At 67.3% G+C, this 18,050-nt stretch carries 21 protein-coding genes and 1 tRNA gene; 6 read left to right on the forward strand and 16 right to left on the reverse strand.

Going from position 1 to position 18,050, the window contains the following annotated elements; translation table 11 throughout:
- Window positions 1–485: 485 nt before the first annotated feature.
- The 5 genes from JWS13_RS13420 to JWS13_RS13440 all read right to left on the reverse strand — a co-directional run bounded on the left by JWS13_RS13420 (window position 486) and on the right by JWS13_RS13440 (window position 4,579).
- A tRNA-Ala gene (locus tag JWS13_RS13420) sits at window positions 486–561 on the reverse strand.
- 97 nt (window positions 562–658) lie between these two features.
- Window positions 659–1,399 (reverse strand): divisome protein SepX/GlpR, encoded by a 741-nt coding sequence (gene sepX / locus JWS13_RS13425; protein WP_095861226.1) that lies wholly within the window; start codon window positions 1,397–1,399, stop codon window positions 659–661.
- A gap of 319 nt (window positions 1,400–1,718) precedes the next feature.
- Window positions 1,719–2,354: a GNAT family N-acetyltransferase gene (locus tag JWS13_RS13430; RefSeq protein ID WP_015889441.1), complete on the reverse strand. Its 636-nt coding sequence runs from the start codon at window positions 2,352–2,354 to the stop codon at window positions 1,719–1,721.
- Window positions 2,355–2,379: 25 nt separating this feature from the next.
- Window positions 2,380–3,639, reverse strand: coding sequence for a molybdotransferase-like divisome protein Glp (gene glp, locus JWS13_RS13435; protein ID WP_015889440.1), 1,260 nt, complete (start codon window positions 3,637–3,639; stop codon window positions 2,380–2,382).
- A gap of 19 nt (window positions 3,640–3,658) precedes the next feature.
- The gene (locus tag JWS13_RS13440; RefSeq protein WP_124389238.1) at window positions 3,659–4,579 is read right to left on the reverse strand and encodes a UTP--glucose-1-phosphate uridylyltransferase; all 921 of its coding nucleotides are present in this window, start codon (window positions 4,577–4,579) and stop codon (window positions 3,659–3,661) included.
- A gap of 105 nt (window positions 4,580–4,684) precedes the next feature.
- Between JWS13_RS13440 and JWS13_RS13445 the strand changes: the two genes are divergently transcribed.
- The 4 genes from JWS13_RS13445 (at window position 4,685) to mscL (ending at window position 7,036) form a co-directional block, all read left to right on the forward strand.
- Window positions 4,685–5,260, forward strand: a complete 576-nt coding sequence (locus JWS13_RS13445; RefSeq protein WP_206005938.1) for a 5-formyltetrahydrofolate cyclo-ligase — start codon at window positions 4,685–4,687, stop codon at window positions 5,258–5,260.
- A gap of 105 nt (window positions 5,261–5,365) precedes the next feature.
- A complete protein-coding gene (locus JWS13_RS13450) occupies window positions 5,366–5,674 on the forward strand; it encodes an FmdB family zinc ribbon protein (RefSeq protein ID WP_015889437.1) in 309 nt (102 codons plus the stop codon).
- A 97-nt stretch (window positions 5,675–5,771) separates the two neighbouring features.
- A complete protein-coding gene (locus JWS13_RS13455) occupies window positions 5,772–6,485 on the forward strand; it encodes an SAF domain-containing protein (RefSeq protein ID WP_206005939.1) in 714 nt (237 codons plus the stop codon).
- Window positions 6,486–6,568: 83 nt separating this feature from the next.
- Window positions 6,569–7,036 (forward strand): large conductance mechanosensitive channel protein MscL, encoded by a 468-nt coding sequence (gene mscL / locus JWS13_RS13460; RefSeq protein ID WP_087559978.1) that lies wholly within the window; start codon window positions 6,569–6,571, stop codon window positions 7,034–7,036.
- Window positions 7,037–7,104: 68 nt separating this feature from the next.
- Here mscL and JWS13_RS13465 read toward each other — a convergent pair whose 3' ends face one another.
- From JWS13_RS13465 to mrf, 11 genes are all read right to left on the reverse strand, one after another.
- Window positions 7,105–7,800, reverse strand: a complete 696-nt coding sequence (locus JWS13_RS13465) for an MspA family porin (protein WP_206005940.1) — start codon at window positions 7,798–7,800, stop codon at window positions 7,105–7,107.
- A gap of 82 nt (window positions 7,801–7,882) precedes the next feature.
- Window positions 7,883–8,503, reverse strand: coding sequence for an MspA family porin (locus tag JWS13_RS13470; protein WP_206005941.1), 621 nt, complete (start codon window positions 8,501–8,503; stop codon window positions 7,883–7,885).
- Between the two features lie 250 nt (window positions 8,504–8,753).
- On the reverse strand, window positions 8,754–9,449 hold the full coding sequence (locus JWS13_RS13475; protein WP_206005942.1) for an MspA family porin: 696 nt from the start codon (window positions 9,447–9,449) through the stop codon (window positions 8,754–8,756).
- A gap of 65 nt (window positions 9,450–9,514) precedes the next feature.
- Complete coding sequence (locus tag JWS13_RS13480) at window positions 9,515–10,135, reverse strand: MspA family porin (protein WP_206005943.1); 621 nt, start codon at window positions 10,133–10,135, stop codon at window positions 9,515–9,517.
- An 801-nt stretch (window positions 10,136–10,936) separates the two neighbouring features.
- Window positions 10,937–11,497 carry a MogA/MoaB family molybdenum cofactor biosynthesis protein gene (locus JWS13_RS13485; protein WP_005567398.1) on the reverse strand — a complete coding sequence of 187 codons (561 nt, stop codon included), beginning with the start codon at window positions 11,495–11,497 and terminating at the stop codon, window positions 10,937–10,939.
- Window positions 11,497–12,990, reverse strand: coding sequence for a S1C family serine protease (locus tag JWS13_RS13490; RefSeq protein ID WP_206005944.1), 1,494 nt, complete (start codon window positions 12,988–12,990; stop codon window positions 11,497–11,499). The genes JWS13_RS13485 and JWS13_RS13490 overlap by 1 nt, the downstream gene beginning before the upstream one ends.
- A gap of 129 nt (window positions 12,991–13,119) precedes the next feature.
- Window positions 13,120–14,598 (reverse strand): sensor histidine kinase, encoded by a 1,479-nt coding sequence (locus tag JWS13_RS13495; RefSeq protein WP_087562454.1) that lies wholly within the window; start codon window positions 14,596–14,598, stop codon window positions 13,120–13,122.
- A complete protein-coding gene (locus tag JWS13_RS13500; protein WP_087562455.1) occupies window positions 14,598–15,284 on the reverse strand; it encodes a response regulator transcription factor in 687 nt (228 codons plus the stop codon). The genes JWS13_RS13495 and JWS13_RS13500 overlap by 1 nt, the downstream gene beginning before the upstream one ends.
- A gap of 67 nt (window positions 15,285–15,351) precedes the next feature.
- Window positions 15,352–15,960, reverse strand: a complete 609-nt coding sequence (locus JWS13_RS13505) for a trimeric intracellular cation channel family protein (protein WP_206005945.1) — start codon at window positions 15,958–15,960, stop codon at window positions 15,352–15,354.
- 68 nt (window positions 15,961–16,028) lie between these two features.
- Entirely contained in the window at window positions 16,029–16,283 is a 255-nt protein-coding gene (locus JWS13_RS13510; RefSeq protein ID WP_124389229.1) for a type B 50S ribosomal protein L31, read from the reverse strand.
- The gene (mrf, locus tag JWS13_RS13515) at window positions 16,280–17,545 is read right to left on the reverse strand and encodes a ribosome hibernation factor-recruiting GTPase MRF (RefSeq protein WP_206005946.1); all 1,266 of its coding nucleotides are present in this window, start codon (window positions 17,543–17,545) and stop codon (window positions 16,280–16,282) included. Before mrf ends, JWS13_RS13510 begins: the two co-directional genes overlap by 4 nt.
- Before the next feature lie 97 nt (window positions 17,546–17,642).
- Between mrf and rpmB the strand changes: the two genes are divergently transcribed.
- Window positions 17,643–17,879 (forward strand): 50S ribosomal protein L28, encoded by a 237-nt coding sequence (gene rpmB / locus JWS13_RS13520; protein WP_124389227.1) that lies wholly within the window; start codon window positions 17,643–17,645, stop codon window positions 17,877–17,879.
- Window positions 17,879–18,046, forward strand: coding sequence for a 50S ribosomal protein L33 (gene rpmG / locus JWS13_RS13525; RefSeq protein WP_005238642.1), 168 nt, complete (start codon window positions 17,879–17,881; stop codon window positions 18,044–18,046). Before rpmB ends, rpmG begins: the two co-directional genes overlap by 1 nt.
- Window positions 18,047–18,050 lie beyond the last annotated feature (4 nt).

Here is an 18,050-nt window from a genome sequence, read left to right on the forward strand (position 1 = left end):
ACGACACCACGTTCACGGCGACATCGCCGCTGTCATGGTAACGAGCGAATCGAGCGGAGGTGCTGGTGGTGCCGGTGTCGGGGAACCGGCACCACCAGCGATGCCCGAGTCAGGTGGGACTCGAGCAGCTTCGGTGAACCCCTACGGGCTCGGCGTTACCGCCTGGAGGTGCTGATCGGTCAGGGTCTTCGCGACGCCGTCAAGCCGGCGGGAGTTCACAGAACGTTCACCAGCAACATCGTCGCGGTGATGGTCGCGACCACTGTCGCCGGCTCGAGAAACTTCGAGATCTTGCGCATTGCCTGCATGTATTTCCACCCCGTGCGATCGACCCCTTGATGACCTACGGACAGTACACAGCATTCAGTTACCTTTTGGCAAATTTGGACCGGAATGCCAGGAGCCCCGACCGCCCGACGACGGCACTTACCTGGGCCGGAACGCAGAAGAGGCACCCTCTCCGGATGGAGTGAGTGCCTCTTCTGTGGTGGAGCTGAGGGGAATCGAACCCCTGACCTCTTCGATGCGAACGAAGCGCGCTACCAACTGCGCCACAGCCCCGCGCGGATCCTGCGATCCGCTCGGCAAACTCTAGCAGGCAACCCGCGGAGGGAGCGAATCGCCTGCACCGACGTGGCTTTCGGCCCGGATCCGAGGGCTACTCACCGGCAGCCCGGCGCATCGTCGCCTGCTGCATCGGCTCGTCGTCGAAGTGCTCGAGATGATCGAATTCTGGATCCTCGTCGTCCACCTCGAGGACGACGGCGCCCGGACGCCGCAACCGGGCAGGGATGAGCCGGAGTTCGTCGTCGCTCCGGGACTCGACACCCAGCCGCGAGCGATTGAGACGCGCGGTCCGCCGCCGACGGATCTCCTGCTCGATCTGGACCTGCCGGCGCAGGTACGCCATGTAGGCGACGAGACCGGCCACGCCGGCCGCGAACGCCCACCACATCAGCGGGGAGATGATCAGGCCGAGCGCCGCCGACATGATCGTCGCGAACACCAGCCCGAGAAGCGATCGCTGCCGAAACCCGTAGCGTGCCTCGCGCGCGATCGCGTCGGCCTCGGGATCGAAGCCGCCGCGTCCCCGGCGTACCGGCACGTACTCGCCGACCGGGGCCCGCTCACCGTCGAAATCGTCTTCCTCTGCGTGAGTGTCCACAAGGTCCTCCGCGTCGTAGCCGTAGTGGTCCGGTTCCGGTTGCCAGTACGGGTCGCTGCGGTGCCCTGCCGCGGGTCCACGCTGCACGGGACGTTCGTCGCCGCGGTGCAGCACGCGCGTCGCGAGTGCTGCGTCACTGGTTTGCCGAATTCGGGGGCGGTTGTTCACCAGCATTGGGACCAGGACGAAGAGCCACACGACGACGAGCCCGATCCAGAGAAACGAGTTCGGCATTCGGCGACCTCCTCCCAATCGTCTACCAGCATGGATACCGCTGTTGACCCATCCAGGCTAACCGCATGAACACGCACATCTTCGCAGACGCGCCGATCTCACCATACTCAGGTGTCACATGCGTAACGCGAAAATGTGGCGCTCGGCATGCCCCGGACAGACGAAGGAAACGATCGGGCAAAGACTCGCCGAAAGCGGAGTCCCGGTCGGGGAGCTTTGATACCGTGAAATAACTGCCACGTAGCTGGACGTTTGTCCATGTCCGATTCGGCGGACATATCCGGGTGGTTCACCGGTCACGCCCAGACGGCGCCGGCGGTCACGCCCAGGTGGCTTTGCCACTCCGCACGAGCGAATCCGCGACGGTGCCGGGCACGTCCTCGACGGTCATGCCGACCAGAATGTGGTCGCGCCACTGCCCGTCGACGTCCAGATAACGCGCGAGCAGACCTTCCTCACGGAAGCCGACGTTGCGGAGTACCGCCTGGCTCGCCAGGTTCTCCGGACGCACGGTGGCCTCCACGCGGTGCAGACCCACGGGGCCGAAGGCGTGATCGAGCCCGAGCGCGAGCGCACCGGTGGCCACGCCGAGCCCATTGACGTCGCTGGCCACCCAGTACCCGATCCACGCGGAGCGCAGCGCACCCCGCACCACGTTGCCGATCGTGATCTGGCCGCAGAAATTGCCGTCGAGTTCGATGGCCATCGGCAGCATCCGGCCCTTCCGCGCCTCCGAACGCAGACTGCTGCACAGTCCGGGCCATCCCGAAATATGATGGCGCGCTTCCCAGGGCGCCTCCCCCGTCGGCTCCCACGGTTCGAGGTGCGCGCGGTCGCGGGTGCGCAGACGGCTCCATGCGGCCGCGTCACGCAACCTGATGGCGCGCACCGTGACGACGCCACCCTTCACCCGCAGGGGCCCGAGATGCGGAGGCCAACCCGGATGCTGTGTCATTTCGTCTCACACTGCCGCAGTGTCATCAGCCACGCTGCGCCAGGAACGCCACATCGACCTGGTCACCCGTCCGCACCTCGGTGATCTCGGGTTCGATGAGGACGAGGCAGTTGGCCTCGGCCAGCGTGGCGAGCAGGTGCGAGGACGCGCCCGGCGCCCCGCCGAGAGCTTGGACGAGGTACTCCCCCGTGGCCTCGTCGCGCATGAGCTGACCACGGAGAAAACCCTTGCGGTTCTCGATCGACGTGATGGGAGCGACGGTGCGGGCGGTGACGACGCGGCGCATCGGCTGCCTGCGACCCAGTGCGATGCGGATCAGCGGGCGCACCATCACCTCGAACACGACCAGGGCGCTCACCGGATTGGACGGGAGCAGGAACGTCGGAACCTCGTCCCGGCCGAGCTGGCCGAATCCCTGGACCGATCCCGGATGCATCGCGACCCGGTCGACCTCGAGGTTGCCGAGATCGGCGAGCGCATCCCGCACGTCCTCGGAGGCGCCGCCGCCGACCGCACCCGCGATGACGACGATCTCCGACCGGATCAGCTGACCCTCCACCACCTCGCGCAGACGGCGCGCGTCGGCGTTCGCGATACCGACCCGGTTGACGTCGGCGCCGGCGTCGCGGGCGGCGGCGGCCAGCGCGTAGGAGTTGACGTCGTAGACCTGACCGGGCCCCGGGGTGCGGTCGACGTCGACGAGTTCGCCACCGACCGAGATGACGGACAGCCGGGGACGAGGATGGACGAGCACCTTGTCGCGTCCCACCGCGGCCAGCAACCCGACCTGAGCGGCGCCGATGATCGTGCCTGCCCGGACGGCGACGTCGCCGGGCTGCACGTCGTCGCCTGCGCGGCGCACGTAGTCGCCGGAGCGGACCGGTTTGTAGATCTTGACGCGGGCCCGGCCGCCGTCGGTGCGGTCGAGCGGGAGGACGGCGTCGGCGAGCGTCGGGAGCGGAGCGCCCGTGTCGACCTTGACAGCCTGACGGGGCTGCAGCCGGATCGGCTGCCGTGAACCGGCCGTGACCTCGCCGACCACGGGAAGGGACAATTCCACGGGCGCGCCCTCGTCGTCCCGGATGTCGGTTCCGGCAGCCTGGACGTCGACGCTACGGACGGCGTAACCGTCGATGGCGGCCTGGTCGAACCCGGGAAGCGGCCGCTCGGTGACCACTTCTTCGGCACACAGCAGCCCCTGGGCTTCGGAGATCGCCACACGGACCGGCCGCGGCGCCACCGCGGCCGCGGTCACGATCGTCTGTTGCTCCTCGACCGACCGCAAGTTCTTGCCTCCCGAGCTTCTAGGATTCCGTCCGCTTCAATCGGTCGATCAGCCATTCGCGCAACGACGGGCCGTACTCTTCCATGTCCAACGCAAAGTCAACCGCAGCACGGAGGTAGCCGCCGGGATTTCCGAGATCGTGTCTCGTGCCTCGGTGCACGACGACGTGAACGGGATGGCCTTCCTTGATGAGGAGGGCGATGGCGTCGGTGAGCTGGAGTTCGCCGCCGGCGCCGGGTTCGATCCGCCGGAGCGCGTCGAAGATCGCCCGGTCGAGGAGGTAGCGACCGGCGGCCGCGAACGTGGACGGTGCGTCCTCGATGGCCGGCTTCTCGACCATGCCGGTGACCTTGAGGACGTCCGGGTTCGTGGCGTCGGGCACCGTTTCGACTTCGAAGACGCCGTACGCGCTCACCTGGTCCTTGGGGACGTCGATGGCGCAGAGGACGGTGCCGCCGCGCTTGCGGCGGACCCGGGACATCGTCTCGAGCACACCGCGCGGCATCACCAGGTCGTCCGGGAGGAGCACGGCAATGGCGTCCTCGTCGTCGTCGAGGACCGACTCCGCGCAGCCGACCGCGTGGCCGAGGCCGAGGGGCTGGTCCTGGACGACGGACTCCACCTCGAGCAGGCCGGGAGCCTTACGCACCTTTTCGAGCAGGTGGTACTTGCCGCTGGCCTCGAGCTTGCTCTCGAGGACGAGGTCCTCGACGAAGTGGGCGACCACTCCGTCCTTACCGGGCGACGTGACGATCACGAGCCGGCCGGCACCCGAATCGGCGGCTTCTCCGGCCACGAGTTCGATACCTGGGGTATCCACGACCGGGAGCAGCTCTTTCGGCACGGTCTTGGTCGCGGGGAGGAATCGCGTCCCCATTCCCGCTGCGGGCACGACAGCCGTGCGAAAGGCAGTGGCGGTGTGCGGGGCGGCGTCTGTCATGCCCACACCTTAACTGTGCGGACCTACCAGTCAGTCACCAAGATCCTGTCAGCTACCTCCCGGAACCCGTCGGAGACGCTCTCCGGCCGGCTCTAAGGTTGGGGCATGCACGCACGAACGAAGGACGAGTGGCGGCAACTGGTGCTCACAGGGCGGCGTGCGCTGACCCCCGAACTCCGCGAAGCCGAGGACCAGGCGATCGTCGCGCTCGTCACACAGGAAGTCGCCGGCGGATCGACCGTCTGCGCCTATGTTCCCACCGCGCTCGAGCCGGGGTCGCTGGACTTCCTCGACGCGCTCCGGCGGGTCTCTGGACGCGTCCTCGTGCCCGTCACCCGCGGTCCCGGCCCGCTTTACTGGTCCGAGTTCACAGGCGCGGACAATCTCGCCGACGCGAGTTACGGCCTGCGCGAACCCACCGGACCGGTACACGAACCCGGCGAGATCCGTTCGGCCGATACCATTTTCGTTCCGGCCCTGGCCGTCGATCGGCGGGGCGTGCGACTCGGCCGCGGCGCGGGCTTCTACGACCGGACCCTCGGACTCGCCGCCCCCGGCGCGCGGCTGATCACGATGGTCCGCGACGAGGAACTGGTGCCCGAACTGCCGGAGGATCCCCACGACGTGCGTATGGGATGGGCCCTCACGCCCGGCTCGGGACTCGTCGCGCTCGGCGAATAGCGAGGGCACACGGGGCCCGGAATAGTTCCCTGATTAGCGTTGTTGGCACTGTCGACTGTAGAGTGCTAAAACCTGCGGTTTGACTACACAGTGCGGAGGAACCCAGTGCCCACTTATTCATATGCGTGCACGGAATGCGACAACCGTTTCGACATCGTCCAGTCGTTCAGCGATAACTCCCTGACCGTCTGCCCCGCATGCTCGGGCAAGCTGCGCAAGCTGTTCAACTCCGTCGGCATCGTCTTCAAGGGCAGCGGTTTCTACCGCACCGACAGCCGCGGCACGTCCGGAGCGGCCAGCGAGCCGGCCAAGACCGACTCTGCTCCCGCTGCCAAGTCGGAAAGTTCGTCGACGGCCTCGTCCAGCTCCACGAGCACCGCGACCGCCGCACCCGCCAAGGCTGCTGCCAGCTAGTTCTCGCGCTTCCGCGAGTTATCCACAACTTCTCGTCCATCCACAGGCGGGCCCGTTCGGCGTACCTACGGGCCTCCCGGTCTCCTAGCGTCGAACCATGTCGTTCGACCCTGCCCAGACCGGTCACCACCGGTCGAACCGCGCACACCGAAGCCTGAGCCCGTCATGGGCCGACCGGCTGTCGGATCTCACCCACCCCGGCTGGGCCCGCACCCTCGCCGCCAGACGCATCCTGGCCGCCGCGCTCGTCTGCCTCGCACTGGCCCTCCTCGCCCGCGGGGATCCCGGCTCTGCCCGCTCCGCGGTCGTGGTGGCCGCACGTGATCTGCAACCCGGAGTCGTCCTCACGGACGCCGACGTGGACCTGGTCGAATTCGAGGCCGGGAGCCTCCCCGACGGGGCTGTCACCGCTCTGGCGGACGTAAACGGACGCACCCTCGCCGGACCGACCCGCGCCGGAGAAGCCCTCACCGACATCCGGGTACTGGGCCCCCGTCTGGCCGCTGCCGCAGCGGGCATGGACGACGCCCGGATCGTCCCCGTCCGGCTCGCCGACCCCGCCGTCACGGAACTCCTCCGTGAGGGCGATCGCGTCGACGTGCTGACAGTCGATCCCGACACACCAGCGAATCCGGACCGGCGGTCCGGCGCCACCGTCCTGGCGTCCCGCGCGGTCGTCGTGCTGGTGACTCCGTCCGAGAACGGACGTGACCAGCGCGAACGGGTGGTGATGCTGGCGCTTCCGGCCTCGGACGCCACGACGGTGGCCGCGGCATCCCTCACGAGCGCGATCACCGTGACCTTTCAGTGACCCGCCACGCTGAGCCGGGCTGATCTAGGCTTTTCCGGGAGACAGTGCTGGATGACTTGCCACCCACTCGAGGAGACGCCGACATGCTCAAGGGATTCAAGGACTTCCTGCTCCGGGGGAACGTCCTCGACCTAGCCGTCGCGGTCGTAGTCGGAGCCGCGTTCACCGCCATCGTCACATCGTTCACCAACAACGTGATCAATCCGTTGATCGCCGTTGCCGGCGGCGCCAACGACCTGGGTTGGGGTTATCAGATCATCGCCGACAACCCGGCCACCTTCATCAACATCGGTGCCGTCATCACGGCCGTGATCAACTTCGTGATCATCGCCGCGGTCGTGTACTTCATTCTCATCGTCCCGGCCAACGCCGCGAAGAAGCGGTTCATCACCGAACCCGCAGACAAGAAGGCCAGCGAGGCCGACCTGCTGATCCAGATCCGCGACATCCTCGAAGCGAGCCTCCAAACCGACGGGGCCGCAGCGAGTTCCGACGGAGCGCACGCCATGCCGGCAGAGAAGGCCGCGAAGCTCGAGCAGACCCGCGAATAGCGCTGCGACGACTCCGGGCCCGTGCAGCAGCTGCTTGCACGGGCCCGGAGTCTTGTCTGGAACGAATATCAGCCGAGGCTGAAGGGCTGTCCCCACAGGGTGACGGTGCCGTCGACCGAAGCCGTCGAGACCGAGACCTTCGCGTAGGAGCGAGCCTGCGCGTAACCGGCGCAACCGGACACACCGAACGTCTCGTCCGAGTACGTGAAGCCACCGCTCTTGCCGGTGAACTTGAAGCTGCTCTTGTGAGCCTCGGCGCCGTAGTCGTCGGTGTACTCGATGTCGAGGATCGGCACGTTGGTGGCCTGGCCCGGAGCGATAGAGATTCCACCGCCGACGGACGTGTCGCCGGTGCTGATCGCGTTGCCGACCGTACCGGCCTGAATGTCGTCCCACGACGCTCCACCGGCGGAGCCACCACTGGCCTCGCCGCCGAAGTCGAGCTGGCAGGCCACGATGTAACCGGCGTCGATGGTGCCACCCTTGGCGGTTCCACCCTCGATGGACACGTCGATCGTGCCCGACGCCCACACGTTGCGGTGCAGCGGAGTCGAACCAATCGACGGGCTGATGTTCGCGGAGTTGCCGGTCGTACGCACAGTCACCACGGAGCCGTCGAGCAGCGTCTGGGTGATGGTGCCGTCCTGCAACGGGACGAAGGTGTCGGCGTTGGCCGCACCGGTGGAGAGAAGGCCGATCGCGACGGTGGCCGCGGCAACCACACCGGCAGCCTTGGCGCCGTGGCGCAGGGTCTTGCTGTTCATTGTTCCCCTCTAGGGTTGCTTACTGCGGGCCCACCCGGGGCGGCCCACAGGATCGAAAAGGTTGGTTGTTCGGGTGCGGCAATCAGCCGATGCTGAACGGCTGCCCGTAGAGGGTCGACTTGACGTAGTGATTCCCCGGGATCTCGAGGATGGTGTACGCGCGGGCCTGGGCGTAGCCACCGCAACCCTGGACCTCGATCTGCTGGTCGCGGTACTGGATCGCGGACACACCCGGCTTCAGGTCCGTCTTGGACTTGATCTTCGCGAACTTGACCTCACCCGGAGCGATCGGCAGGCTCAGCGCGCCGCTCGCACTCGGGCCGTCGAGCGACATACTGCCGCTGATGCCACCCTCGAGACCGGTGATGTCGAGCTGGCAGCCCACGATGTAACCCGTGGTGATGGTGGCGCCCTCCTCGGGCACCTCGCCACCGAGCTCGGCGAACACGTCACCCGAAACCCACGCGACGCGGCCCGCGCCGTTGGCGGCCAGCGACGGCGAAACCAGAGCGCTCTCCGCGTTGCGGGCGATCTTGGCCGTGACGCTTCCCGCGTTGACGACCTTTTCGCCACCCGGCAGCGGCACGAACGTGTCGGCATTGGCAGCGCCGGTGGACATCAAGCCGAGGACTACAGCCGCAGCGGCACCAAGGCCGGCAACGCGGGCCCCACGGCGCAGGCCTGACTTACGGATCTCGCTCATTCTTTCCCCTCATCAGGTACCACCTACCCGGCGTTCGAGTAGGCAGTCTTTACCTATTGACGGGATAAAGTTAGCTGAAACAACGTCCAAATGTTATAGCTACGTGTCCGAATCGGCCTCCGGTCCCGGCTCCGTGTCCGAACTGTGACATGCGTAACAGTGCATAGAGCGAGGTTGGGGGCGTACGGAAGTGCCGTACGCCCCCAATCCCGAGGTACTACATTGTTCAATTTTTTTTCGGCGTCATGCGTCAGCCGAGGCTGAAGGGCTGTCCCCACAGGGTGACGGTGCCGTCGACCGACTCGGTCGAGACCGCAACCTTCGCGTAGGAGCGAGCCTGCGCGTAACCGGCGCAACCGGACACACCGAACGTCTCGTCCGAGTACGTGAAGCCACCGCTCTTGCCGGTGAACTTGAAGCTGCTCTTGTGAGCCTCGGCGCCGTAGTCGTCGGTGTACTCGATGTCGAGGATCGGCACGTTGGTGGCCTGGCCCGGAGCGATAGAGATTCCACCGCCGACCTTGGTGCCGGTCTGGCTGACGGGATCGCCGACCGTACCGGCCTGGATGTCGTCCCACCCGGCGCTGGCAGAGGCGCCACCGCTTGCGCTACCGCCGAAGTCGAGCTGGCAGGCCACGATGTAACCGGCGTCGATGGTGCCACCCTTGGCGGTACCACCCTCGATGGACACGTCGATCGTGCCGGACGCCCACACGTTGCGGTGCAGCGGAGTCGAACCCATCGACGGGCTGATGTTCGCGGAGTTGCCGGTCGTACGCACAGTCACCACGGAGCCGTCGAGCAGCGTCTGGGTGATCGTGCCGTCCTGCAACGGGACGAAGGTGTCGGCGTTGGCCGCACCGGTGGAGAGAAGGCCGATCGCGACGGTGGCCGCGGCAACCACACCGGCAGCCTTGGCGCCGTGGCGCAGGGTCTTGCTGTTCATTGTTCCCCTCTAGGGTGAATGTCGCTTATGCGAGAAGTCGTGAAGTGAGATCTGCTTACGAGCGATCAGCCGATGCTGAAGGGCTGCCCGTAGAGGGTGGTCTTGACGTAGTGGTTCCCCGGAACCTCCACGATCGTGTACGCGCGGGCCTGGGCGTAACCGCCGCAGCCCTGGACCTCGATCTGCTGATCGCGGTACTGGATCGCCGACACACCCGGCTTCAGGTCCGTCTTGGACTTGATCTTCGCGAACTTGACCTCACCCGGCGCGATCGGCAGGCTCAGCGAACCGCTGGCACTCGGACCGTCAAGCGACATACTGCCGCTGATGCCACCCTCGAGACCGGTGATGTCGAGCTGGCAACCCACGATGTAACCGGTGGTCAGCGTGGCGCCTTCCTCCGGGATCTCGCCACCGAGCTCGGCGAACACGTCACCCGAAACCCACGCAACGCGGCCCGCGCCGTTGGCGGCCAGCGACGGCGAAACCAGAGCGCTCTCCGCGTTGCGGGCGATCTTGGCCGTGACGCTTCCCGCGTTGACGACCTTTTCGCCACCCGGCAGCGGCACGAAGGTGTCGGCGTTGGCCGCACCCGTGGACATCAGGCCGAGGACTACAGCCGCAGCGGCACCAAGGCCGGCAATGCGGGCTCCACGGCGCAGGCCGGTCTTTCGGTTCTCGCTCATTCGTTCCCCTCATCAGGATTCTGCTGGTTCCCAGTCACGACCTTCGAGACTGAGGAGTGGTCCATGTCGGGCCCAGCGCAGTATCCAGAGCTGTGATGTCCGCAGAGTGAACTACGGATGATCACAGCTCGATAACCGCGCTGAAGACGAAATCACTGACGAAACGTCAGAGTTCCGACTGGGCAACGGCACATCGACCCTGCCCTCCATCTCCAGTACTGACTCGCCGAGGACAGTAACCGGCGGGTGGTTGCCTATGCAATTAATTCCTGCCGAAACAGAATCGTGATGTATGCCACACCCCGAAACGTGTCCAACGTGTGGGATTTGAGAGAGAATTCCGACCACTCGACAACTCTGTGACCAGCAGGTTCACTGGCCGTTCACGTTAAGTTCGGTAACGTTTACATTCGGTTCACGAGCTCGAAGGATGTCTGTTCTGACCGAAATGTGACACCTGAAAGAACGCTGGGAACGGCTCCTCGCCCAGAAAAATTCCACTGGGTCATAGCACAAAAACTCACGCTGATCGCAACCCACGACCGCAGATCACGATTTGCTTAAGGTGAGGGTTTCGAAGATAACTACCCGTGATGTGGGGGGCGCTGGCGGCGCAGCCACTCGTCGCCGGCGGTGCCGGAGGAGGACCCTTCGCCGGGTTCGCGTTCGTCCGCGGTGGTGTCGGGGAAGACGTCCCCGAAGATGCGCTCGAGCCGGGCCCTGTCGATCGGGGCCCGGCTCGGAACTGCCTGCTCGTCGGGCTCGCTGCGCGAACCCGGCTCGTCGGAACGAGAAATCGTCTCAGCCTTCCAGACCGGACAATTCGGAAATCACGTGTGCCGCGAGCGGCGTCAGGGTGGCCATGCCGTCCCGGACCGCGGCGCGCGAGGACGCGAGGTTTACCACGAGTGTGCTGCCGGACACACCGGCGAGCCCGCGGGAGAGGCCGGCGTCCAGCGAACCGGCGGCGAGACCCGACGACCGGAGGGCCTCCGAGATTCCCGGAATCTCGCGGTCGAGGACCTCGGCGGTGACGTCGGGGGCGACGTCGCGGGGCGACACGCCGGTGCCGCCGACGGAGACGACGAGGTCGACGCCGCCGATGACGGCGGTGTTGAGCGCGTTACGGATCTCCACCTCGTCGGCCGCCACCGCGACGATGGCGTCGACGATGAAGCCGGCCTCGTTCAGCAGTTCCGTCACCAGAGGCCCGATGGAGTCCTTGCCGTCACCGTGAGCGGTGCGGTCGTCGACGATTACCACCAGCGCGCGGCCGGCCAGCGAGGCTTCGATGTCCATGGTCCCTACCGTAGTGGCCCCGTTCAGAACGGACTCGACCTGCCCGAGAATCCCCGTGTTCATCAGCGGCCGCCCTGTTCGGCGGTTCCGAGCGTGACGTCGACGGTCTTGGAATTCGACCCGTTCCCGTCGGTGTAGGTGATGGACACGTTGTCTCCCGGTGCGTGCGATCGAATGGCGGCGATCAGCGCGTCGCCGCTGGTGATGACCCGGTCGTCGACCTTGGTGATCACCGAGCCCTTCGGAATTCCCGCCTTCTCCGCCGGGCTGCCCGACGTGACCTCGACGACGGTGGCACCGTTGGCGGCGTCCTGCGACGGGACCTGGATCCCGATGACGGCCTGGGTGGCCTTGCCCGTCTTGACCAACTCGTCCGCAATGCGCCGCGCCTGGTCGACCGGGATCGCGAAGCCGAGACCGATGGAACCGCTCTGCTCGCCCGCGCCGGAACCGCCGATGCTCGCGATGGCGGTGTTGATGCCGATCAGCTGACCGTCCATGTTGACGAGGGCGCCGCCGGAGTTGCCCGGGTTGATCGCCGCATCCGTCTGCAGGGCATCGATGACGGTGTTCTGGTTGCCGGACTCACCGCTGGTGGACACCGGGCGGTTGAGCGCCGAGATGATGCCCTCGGTGACGGTCCCGGCGAGCCCGAGAGGCGAACCGATCGCGACGACCTGCTGTCCGACCTGCACGTTGCCCGAAGTGCCCAGCTCGATCGGAGTGAGGTTCGTCTTGCCGTCCACCTTGATGACCGCGAGGTCGGATACCGGGTCGGCGCCGACCAGCTTGGCGTCGGCCGTGCTGCCGTCCGAGAACGCGACCGTCAGCTTGCCGCCCTTGGCGGCCGCGCCCGCGACGTGATTGTTGGTGAGGATCATGCCGTCGGACGAGATGACGATGCCGGATCCCTCGCCGCCGGAACCGCCTGCCGTCGCAACCTCGATCTGGACGACGCTCGGGACCACCTTGTTCGCGACCGCCTGCACCGACCCCGCCGGTGCATTCGCGGCCGGGGTCGCGGTGTTGTTCTTGGGGGCGTCGAGGGAGTTGGTCACCGCGGCGCCGCTGCCGTTGCGATCCGTCGCCAGGGAACCGACGACGCCGCCGATGCCGCCGCTCACGAGGGCGAGCGCCACGGCGCCCACCACGATCGCCGTGCGCGCGGGACGCTTCGTCGCGGTCACGGTCGATCCCGCTCCGGCCTGTCCGGGCCCCTGCAGGCCGGGGAACGGGCCCTGAGGCGTCCCGGGCTGCCCGGCCGCATGCTGGGCACCCGGATGTCCCTGAGCCCCGTGCTGGGGGTGCCCGAACTGCTGGGTGGGCTGGGGCGGCGGACCGTACGGATTGCCCTGGGGATACCCGGCGCCGTAGGCCTGCTGCCCCGCCGGACCGCCCGCCGGGTTGTGCGGAGTGGTCGGGAACTGCTCGGTCGGGTGGTACCCCTGTGTCGGCGGCTGCGGCTGTGGGTTGGCCGGCTGGTCGGGGCGCCCGCCCCGGTCGCCACCGGCGTTCTCGCGGCTGTCGCCGTCGTGGCTGTTTCGATCCTCGGTCATCGCATCACTTCCATCTCCCGCGACCACCCGCAGGGGCAGTCGCACCGTCTCTGTCTACGAGAGTGCCCGGTGGGACTGAGAGGGTCCTGAGACCGGCCTTTGAGTTAGCCGAGACCTCGAGCTTCGAGCCTATTCCGCTTCGGGTTCCCCCGGAAGGACGATGCGGATGAGCGCACCGCCCCGTTCGGAGACGTCCACCGCGATCGTGCCGCCGTGCTTGACCACCACCTGCCGGACGATCGCCAGGCCCAGCCCGGAGCCGGGCATCGAGCGTGACGCCGTGGACCGGTAGAAGCGGTCGAACACCAGCTCCCGGTCCTCCTCCGGAATGCCCGGGCCCGCGTCGTCGACCGTCAGCTCGAGAAGTCCGTCGCCTGCCGGTCTCATGGCCACCCGCACCTGCTCGCCGGTCGGACTCCACTTGGCCGCGTTGTCGAGGACGTTCAGCACCGCCCGCGACAATCCCGCGTGGTCGCCGTAGACGAACCAGGGAACGGTGACGGCGGTGAAGTCGATCTCGTTGCGCCTGCGTCGCGCGCGCTCGAGGCTGCGGTCCACCACTTCACTGAGATCGACTCTCTCGAAGACGGTTTCCGGTGCATCCTCGCGGGCCAGGTCGACGAGGTCGCCCACCAGCTGCGAGAGTTCCTCGATCTGCGCCACCACGTCGGTGCGCAGTTCGGCCATGTCCTCGTCCGGAATGTGCGGCGCACCAGGACGACTCGATGCGATCAGCAACTCCATGTTGGTGCGCAGCGACGTGAGCGGCGTCCGCAGTTCGTGTCCCGCGTCGGCAACGAGCCTGCTCTGCCGCTCCCGCGATTCCGCGAGCGCCCTCAGCATGGTGTTGAAACTTTCGGTGAGCCGTGCGAGTTCGTCGTTGCCCGTCACCGGCATCGGTGTCAGGTCGTCGGTGCGGGCCACCCGTTCCGTGGCGGCGGTGAGCCGGGCGATCGGACGCAGACCGGTGCGTCCCACCGTCGTTCCGGCGGCGGCCGCGAGGACCACCCCGCACCCGCCGACGATGAACAGCACCCAGGCCAGCCGGTCGAGCACCGCCCCCGTCGGCGCGAGCCGCTGGGCGATCACCAGCGTGCTGCCGTCCTGGGTCCGCTCGGCCAGCACCCGCTGATTGTCGGCGGTGCGCAGGGACGTCTCCTGCTCGCCGCGCGCCACCGACAGCTCCGGCTCGCCGATCGGCACATTGGAACCCGGGGGCGTGTACGTGTCGAGGTCCGGAAAGACCAGCGCCACACTGATGTCCGTCGTGTACAGCGTCGCGCCCGCGATGTAGCGCGGATCGAACGTCACGAGGTTGCTGTCGATCAGCGCGGACGCGCGGTTCCGCAGCTGGTTGTCGACATCGGCGTACAGGGCCCGCGACACCACGGCGTACGCCGCGATCGCCATCACCGCCACCGCGATGGCCACCACGGACGCCGCGAGCAGCGTCACCCGCCACCGCAACGAGACCGACCGGGTCAACGGCATCGGCGGCCGCATCTCGGGCGGTAACGGGATCGGTCCTGTGGGGTGCCGGGAAATGTGGTGCGTGTCGTGCTTCGCCGCCCCCGACTTGGGGGCAGTTCTGTGGAACGGAACAGCCATCACGGAGGAGTCTCCCGCAGCACGTAGCCGACCCCGCGGACGGTATGCAACAGGCGGGTCTCGCCGTCCGCCTCCGTCTTGCGGCGCAGATACCCGATGTACACCTCGAGCGCGTTGCCGGACGTCGGGAAGTCGTAACCCCACACCTCCTCGAGGATGCGGCCGCGGGTCAGCACCCGGCGCGGGTTGGCCATCAGCATCTCGAGGAGCGAGAACTCGGTGCGGGTGAGGCTGATGGACCGCTCGCCGCGCGTCACCTCGCGGGTGACCGGGTCGAGCGTGAGGTCCTCGAACGTCATCTTCTCCGAATCGATGCCCGGCTCCGGGGCGGCGCGGCGCAGCAGCGCACGCAACCGGGCCAGCAGCTCCTCGAGGGCGAACGGTTTCGGCAGGTAATCGTCGGCTCCGGCGTCCAGGCCCGACACCCGCTCCGACACGGAGTCGCGCGCCGTCAGGACGAGAATCGGCAGGTCGTCGCCGGTGCTCCGCAACCGGCGGCACACCTCGAGACCGTCCAGTCGCGGCATCATCACATCGAGCACCAGCGCGTCGGGGCGCGCGTTCGCGACCTTCTCGAGAGCATCGATACCGTCGACGGCCAGTTCCACCGAGTACCCGTTGAAGCTGAGAGACCGCCGTAAGGACTCCCTCACGGCGCGATCGTCGTCGACCACCAAAATGCGCATACCCGACAGTTTGGCCCGATCAACTGAGATATGTCTGAGAAGGGACCTCTAATGGGGATGTCGCCGGTCACTCGACGACGCGCGGACCCGGCAGACCCCAGTTCCGCCACAGCGCCACCAGTCGCAGCGCGGACGCGAACACCGTCCCCACCACCAGCGCCACATCGGTCCCCGAACCCCACTCGCTCACCGCGACGACCAGCGCCGAACCAAGCAGCGCCGGCACCGCGTAGAAGTCCCGCTGCAGCAGCAACGGGACCTCGTTCACCAGCACGTCGCGCAGGATGCCGCCGCCGATCGCCGCCGTGCCGCCGATGAGGCACGACGCCAGCGGACTGGCCCCGTGGTCGAGCGCGATCACCGCGCCCGTGCTCGCGAACAGGCCCATCCCCAGGGCGTCCAGCACCAGAATCTCCCGGCGGAGTTTTCCGACAGTCGAATGCAGGAAGAACACCAGCAACGACAGGCCGAACGACGTGCCGAGGTTCGGCCAGCTACCCAGCGACGTCGGCGGGTGGATGCCCAGCAGGACGTCGCGGACGATGCCGCCACCCAGGGCGGTGAAGACACCGACCACGCACACACCGAAGATGTCGAGGCGCTTCGTCACCCCCACCAGGGCGCCCGACGCCGCGAACACCGCGATGCCCACCAGTTCCAGGATGTACAGCAGCACCCGCCAAGGTTCGCACGGCGTGCCTTCGGCCCGTGAGTACTTATTAACGTGGGGCGGTTAACAAGTACTCACGGGCGCTGGCGCACTCCGTACCGGCGCTCGAACTTCTCGACGCGACCCGCGGTGTCCATCACACGCTGCGCCCCAGTCCAGAACGGGTGCGATTCGCTGGTCACGTCCACGACCACCAGCGGATAGGTGTTGCCGTCCTCCCACACGGCAGTGCGGTCGCTGGTCAGCGTCGACCGCGTGAGGAACGTGGTTCCGGTGCTCGCGTCCTGGAACACAACGGGGTGGTAGTCGGGATGGATTCCTGGTTTCATTCGTGTCCCTCTCTCGATTCGGGTTCTGCATAGGGTGATTCGCTGCTCTCGCAGGGGTCTTCGTGGAAGTGCCCGAACGGGTCGGGCCACGACTGCCATCCGGCCTCGTCCGCGAGTTCGTCGTCGGTGACGAGCGCCCACTGCAGCGTGCGGTCGATCTCGGTGGGGTCGGCGGCATGCACCAGCACCACCATCGACGTGTGCCGGTCGCCGAAGCGTTCGTCCCAGCACAGCGCGGCCATCGCACGACGCGCGACCCCGACCTGTTCCTGTTCCTCCGGGGTCATGGCGGCCAGCCAGCGGTCGGCGGCCGCCACCCGCAGTCCCCCACCGGCCGACTCGAGCCACAGCGCCTCGTCCGGCTGAGTCGCGACCCACACGCGTCCGCGCGCGGTGACGACGCCGTCGAGGAGGACGTCGACGGCCTCGTGCAGTCGCTCCGGGTGGAACGGCCGGGTGGCGGTGAACTCGACGAGCATCACGCCGCAGTCGTGGGACAGCGGCGGCTGCCCGCGCAGCAGCGGTGAGTGGGCATGGGACGGCTCACCGCGTCGCGCGCCGGCCGGAATGTCGAGGAGCAGTCGCTCGACGTCGGGGGTGTCCCCGCCCCAGCTGATCGGTGCGCCCGGTGCGAGCCGGGCCAGGACGGCGTGGAGCCTTGCCTGCTGCCAGCCGTCGCCCGCGCTGCCCGAGACGACGAGGGCGTCGGCGAAATCCACCTGCCCGACCGCGACCTGCGCCACGGTGCGGTCGTCGTCGAGCGCGTCGTCGCCGGTGGCGTCGGCCAGCCACGACCCCGCGTCGAGGCAGGTGATGACGCCGTCGACGCGCACGTCCCGCGACGCCGGACCGTCGATCTGCCCGACCACACCGGACACCGACACGTGCTCGACCGCCCAGCAGACGGCCTCGGGTCCGAGCCTGCGGTCGAGGTGCAACACGATGCGCTGCACCGAACTGCGGGTGTGCAGGCGGCGGATCAGCGGGAGGAGATCCTCGCGCAGCGTGCAGGAGATGCAGCCGTGTGCCAGTTCGAGGATGCGGAGTCGCTCGCGTGGCGCCCCCGACTCCATCGTGGTGACGGTGCGGCGCACGACGCCCTCGTGCACGAGGTCGAGGTCGTGATGCACGACGACGGTGCCGTCGCGGAGCAGCGAGCGCGCCGCGTCCTCGGTGGGGCCGTTCCAGCCGGATACCAGGATCAGCGGCGTCCGGCCGTCGAGTATCTCGTTCACGAGCACCCTTTCGATAACGATTGTCATTATGTGGCCCGAACGCTACATTGGAATCTCGTCGTTGTCGAAAATGATTGTCATAACCTTCTCGCGTAGTTATCGCAGAGGGCAGAGAGGAACGCCCATGTCGGCGCACTGCCAGGTGACCGGACGCCAGCCAGGATTCGGCAAGTCCGTGTCCCACTCCCACAAGCGCACCAACCGGCGCTGGGATCCGAACATCCAGAAGAAGACGTATCTCCTGCCCAGCGAGGGCAGGCGGATCACCCTCACGCTCTCCGCGAAGGGCATCAAGACCGTCGACCGGGACGGCATCGAAGCCGTCGTCGCCCGGATCCGGGCCCGCGGGGAGAAGGTCTGATGGCCGCCCGCAACGAGATCCGCCCGATCGTGAAACTGAAGTCGACGGCGGGCACCGGATACACGTACGTGACCCGCAAGAACCGCCGCAACGACCCGGACCGTCTGGTGATGAAGAAGTACGACCCGGTTGTGCGGAAGCACGTCGATTTCCGAGAAGAGAAGTAGAAGA

The organism is Rhodococcus pseudokoreensis (assembly GCF_017068395.1).
Classification (GTDB): Bacteria; Actinomycetota; Actinomycetes; order Mycobacteriales; family Mycobacteriaceae; genus Rhodococcus_F; species Rhodococcus_F pseudokoreensis.

Coding starts and splice junctions, on each gene's coding strand:
- JWS13_RS13430 (WP_015889441.1), bottom strand. CDS start 2,354: ATGACACAGCATCCGGGTTGGCCTCCGCATCTCGGGCCCCTGCGGGTG.
- JWS13_RS13445 (WP_206005938.1), top strand. CDS start 4,685: ATGCACGCACGAACGAAGGACGAGTGGCGGCAACTGGTGCTCACAGGG.
- mrf (WP_206005946.1), bottom strand. CDS start 17,545: ATGACAATCGTTATCGAAAGGGTGCTCGTGAACGAGATACTCGACGGC.
- JWS13_RS13500 (WP_087562455.1), bottom strand. CDS start 15,284: ATGCGCATTTTGGTGGTCGACGACGATCGCGCCGTGAGGGAGTCCTTA.
- JWS13_RS13440 (WP_124389238.1), bottom strand. CDS start 4,579: ATGACAGACGCCGCCCCGCACACCGCCACTGCCTTTCGCACGGCTGTC.
- JWS13_RS13485 (WP_005567398.1), bottom strand. CDS start 11,497: ATGAACACGGGGATTCTCGGGCAGGTCGAGTCCGTTCTGAACGGGGCC.
- sepX (WP_095861226.1), bottom strand. CDS start 1,399: ATGCCGAACTCGTTTCTCTGGATCGGGCTCGTCGTCGTGTGGCTCTTC.
- rpmB (WP_124389227.1), top strand. CDS start 17,643: ATGTCGGCGCACTGCCAGGTGACCGGACGCCAGCCAGGATTCGGCAAG.
- JWS13_RS13475 (WP_206005942.1), bottom strand. CDS start 9,449: ATGAACAGCAAGACCCTGCGCCACGGCGCCAAGGCTGCCGGTGTGGTT.
- JWS13_RS13495 (WP_087562454.1), bottom strand. CDS start 14,598: ATGGCTGTTCCGTTCCACAGAACTGCCCCCAAGTCGGGGGCGGCGAAG.
- JWS13_RS13470 (WP_206005941.1), bottom strand. CDS start 8,503: ATGAGCGAGATCCGTAAGTCAGGCCTGCGCCGTGGGGCCCGCGTTGCC.
- JWS13_RS13490 (WP_206005944.1), bottom strand. CDS start 12,990: ATGACCGAGGATCGAAACAGCCACGACGGCGACAGCCGCGAGAACGCC.
- mscL (WP_087559978.1), top strand. CDS start 6,569: ATGCTCAAGGGATTCAAGGACTTCCTGCTCCGGGGGAACGTCCTCGAC.
- rpmG (WP_005238642.1), top strand. CDS start 17,879: ATGGCCGCCCGCAACGAGATCCGCCCGATCGTGAAACTGAAGTCGACG.
- JWS13_RS13465 (WP_206005940.1), bottom strand. CDS start 7,800: ATGAACAGCAAGACCCTGCGCCACGGCGCCAAGGCTGCCGGTGTGGTT.
- JWS13_RS13510 (WP_124389229.1), bottom strand. CDS start 16,283: ATGAAACCAGGAATCCATCCCGACTACCACCCCGTTGTGTTCCAGGAC.
- JWS13_RS13455 (WP_206005939.1), top strand. CDS start 5,772: ATGTCGTTCGACCCTGCCCAGACCGGTCACCACCGGTCGAACCGCGCA.
- JWS13_RS13480 (WP_206005943.1), bottom strand. CDS start 10,135: ATGAGCGAGAACCGAAAGACCGGCCTGCGCCGTGGAGCCCGCATTGCC.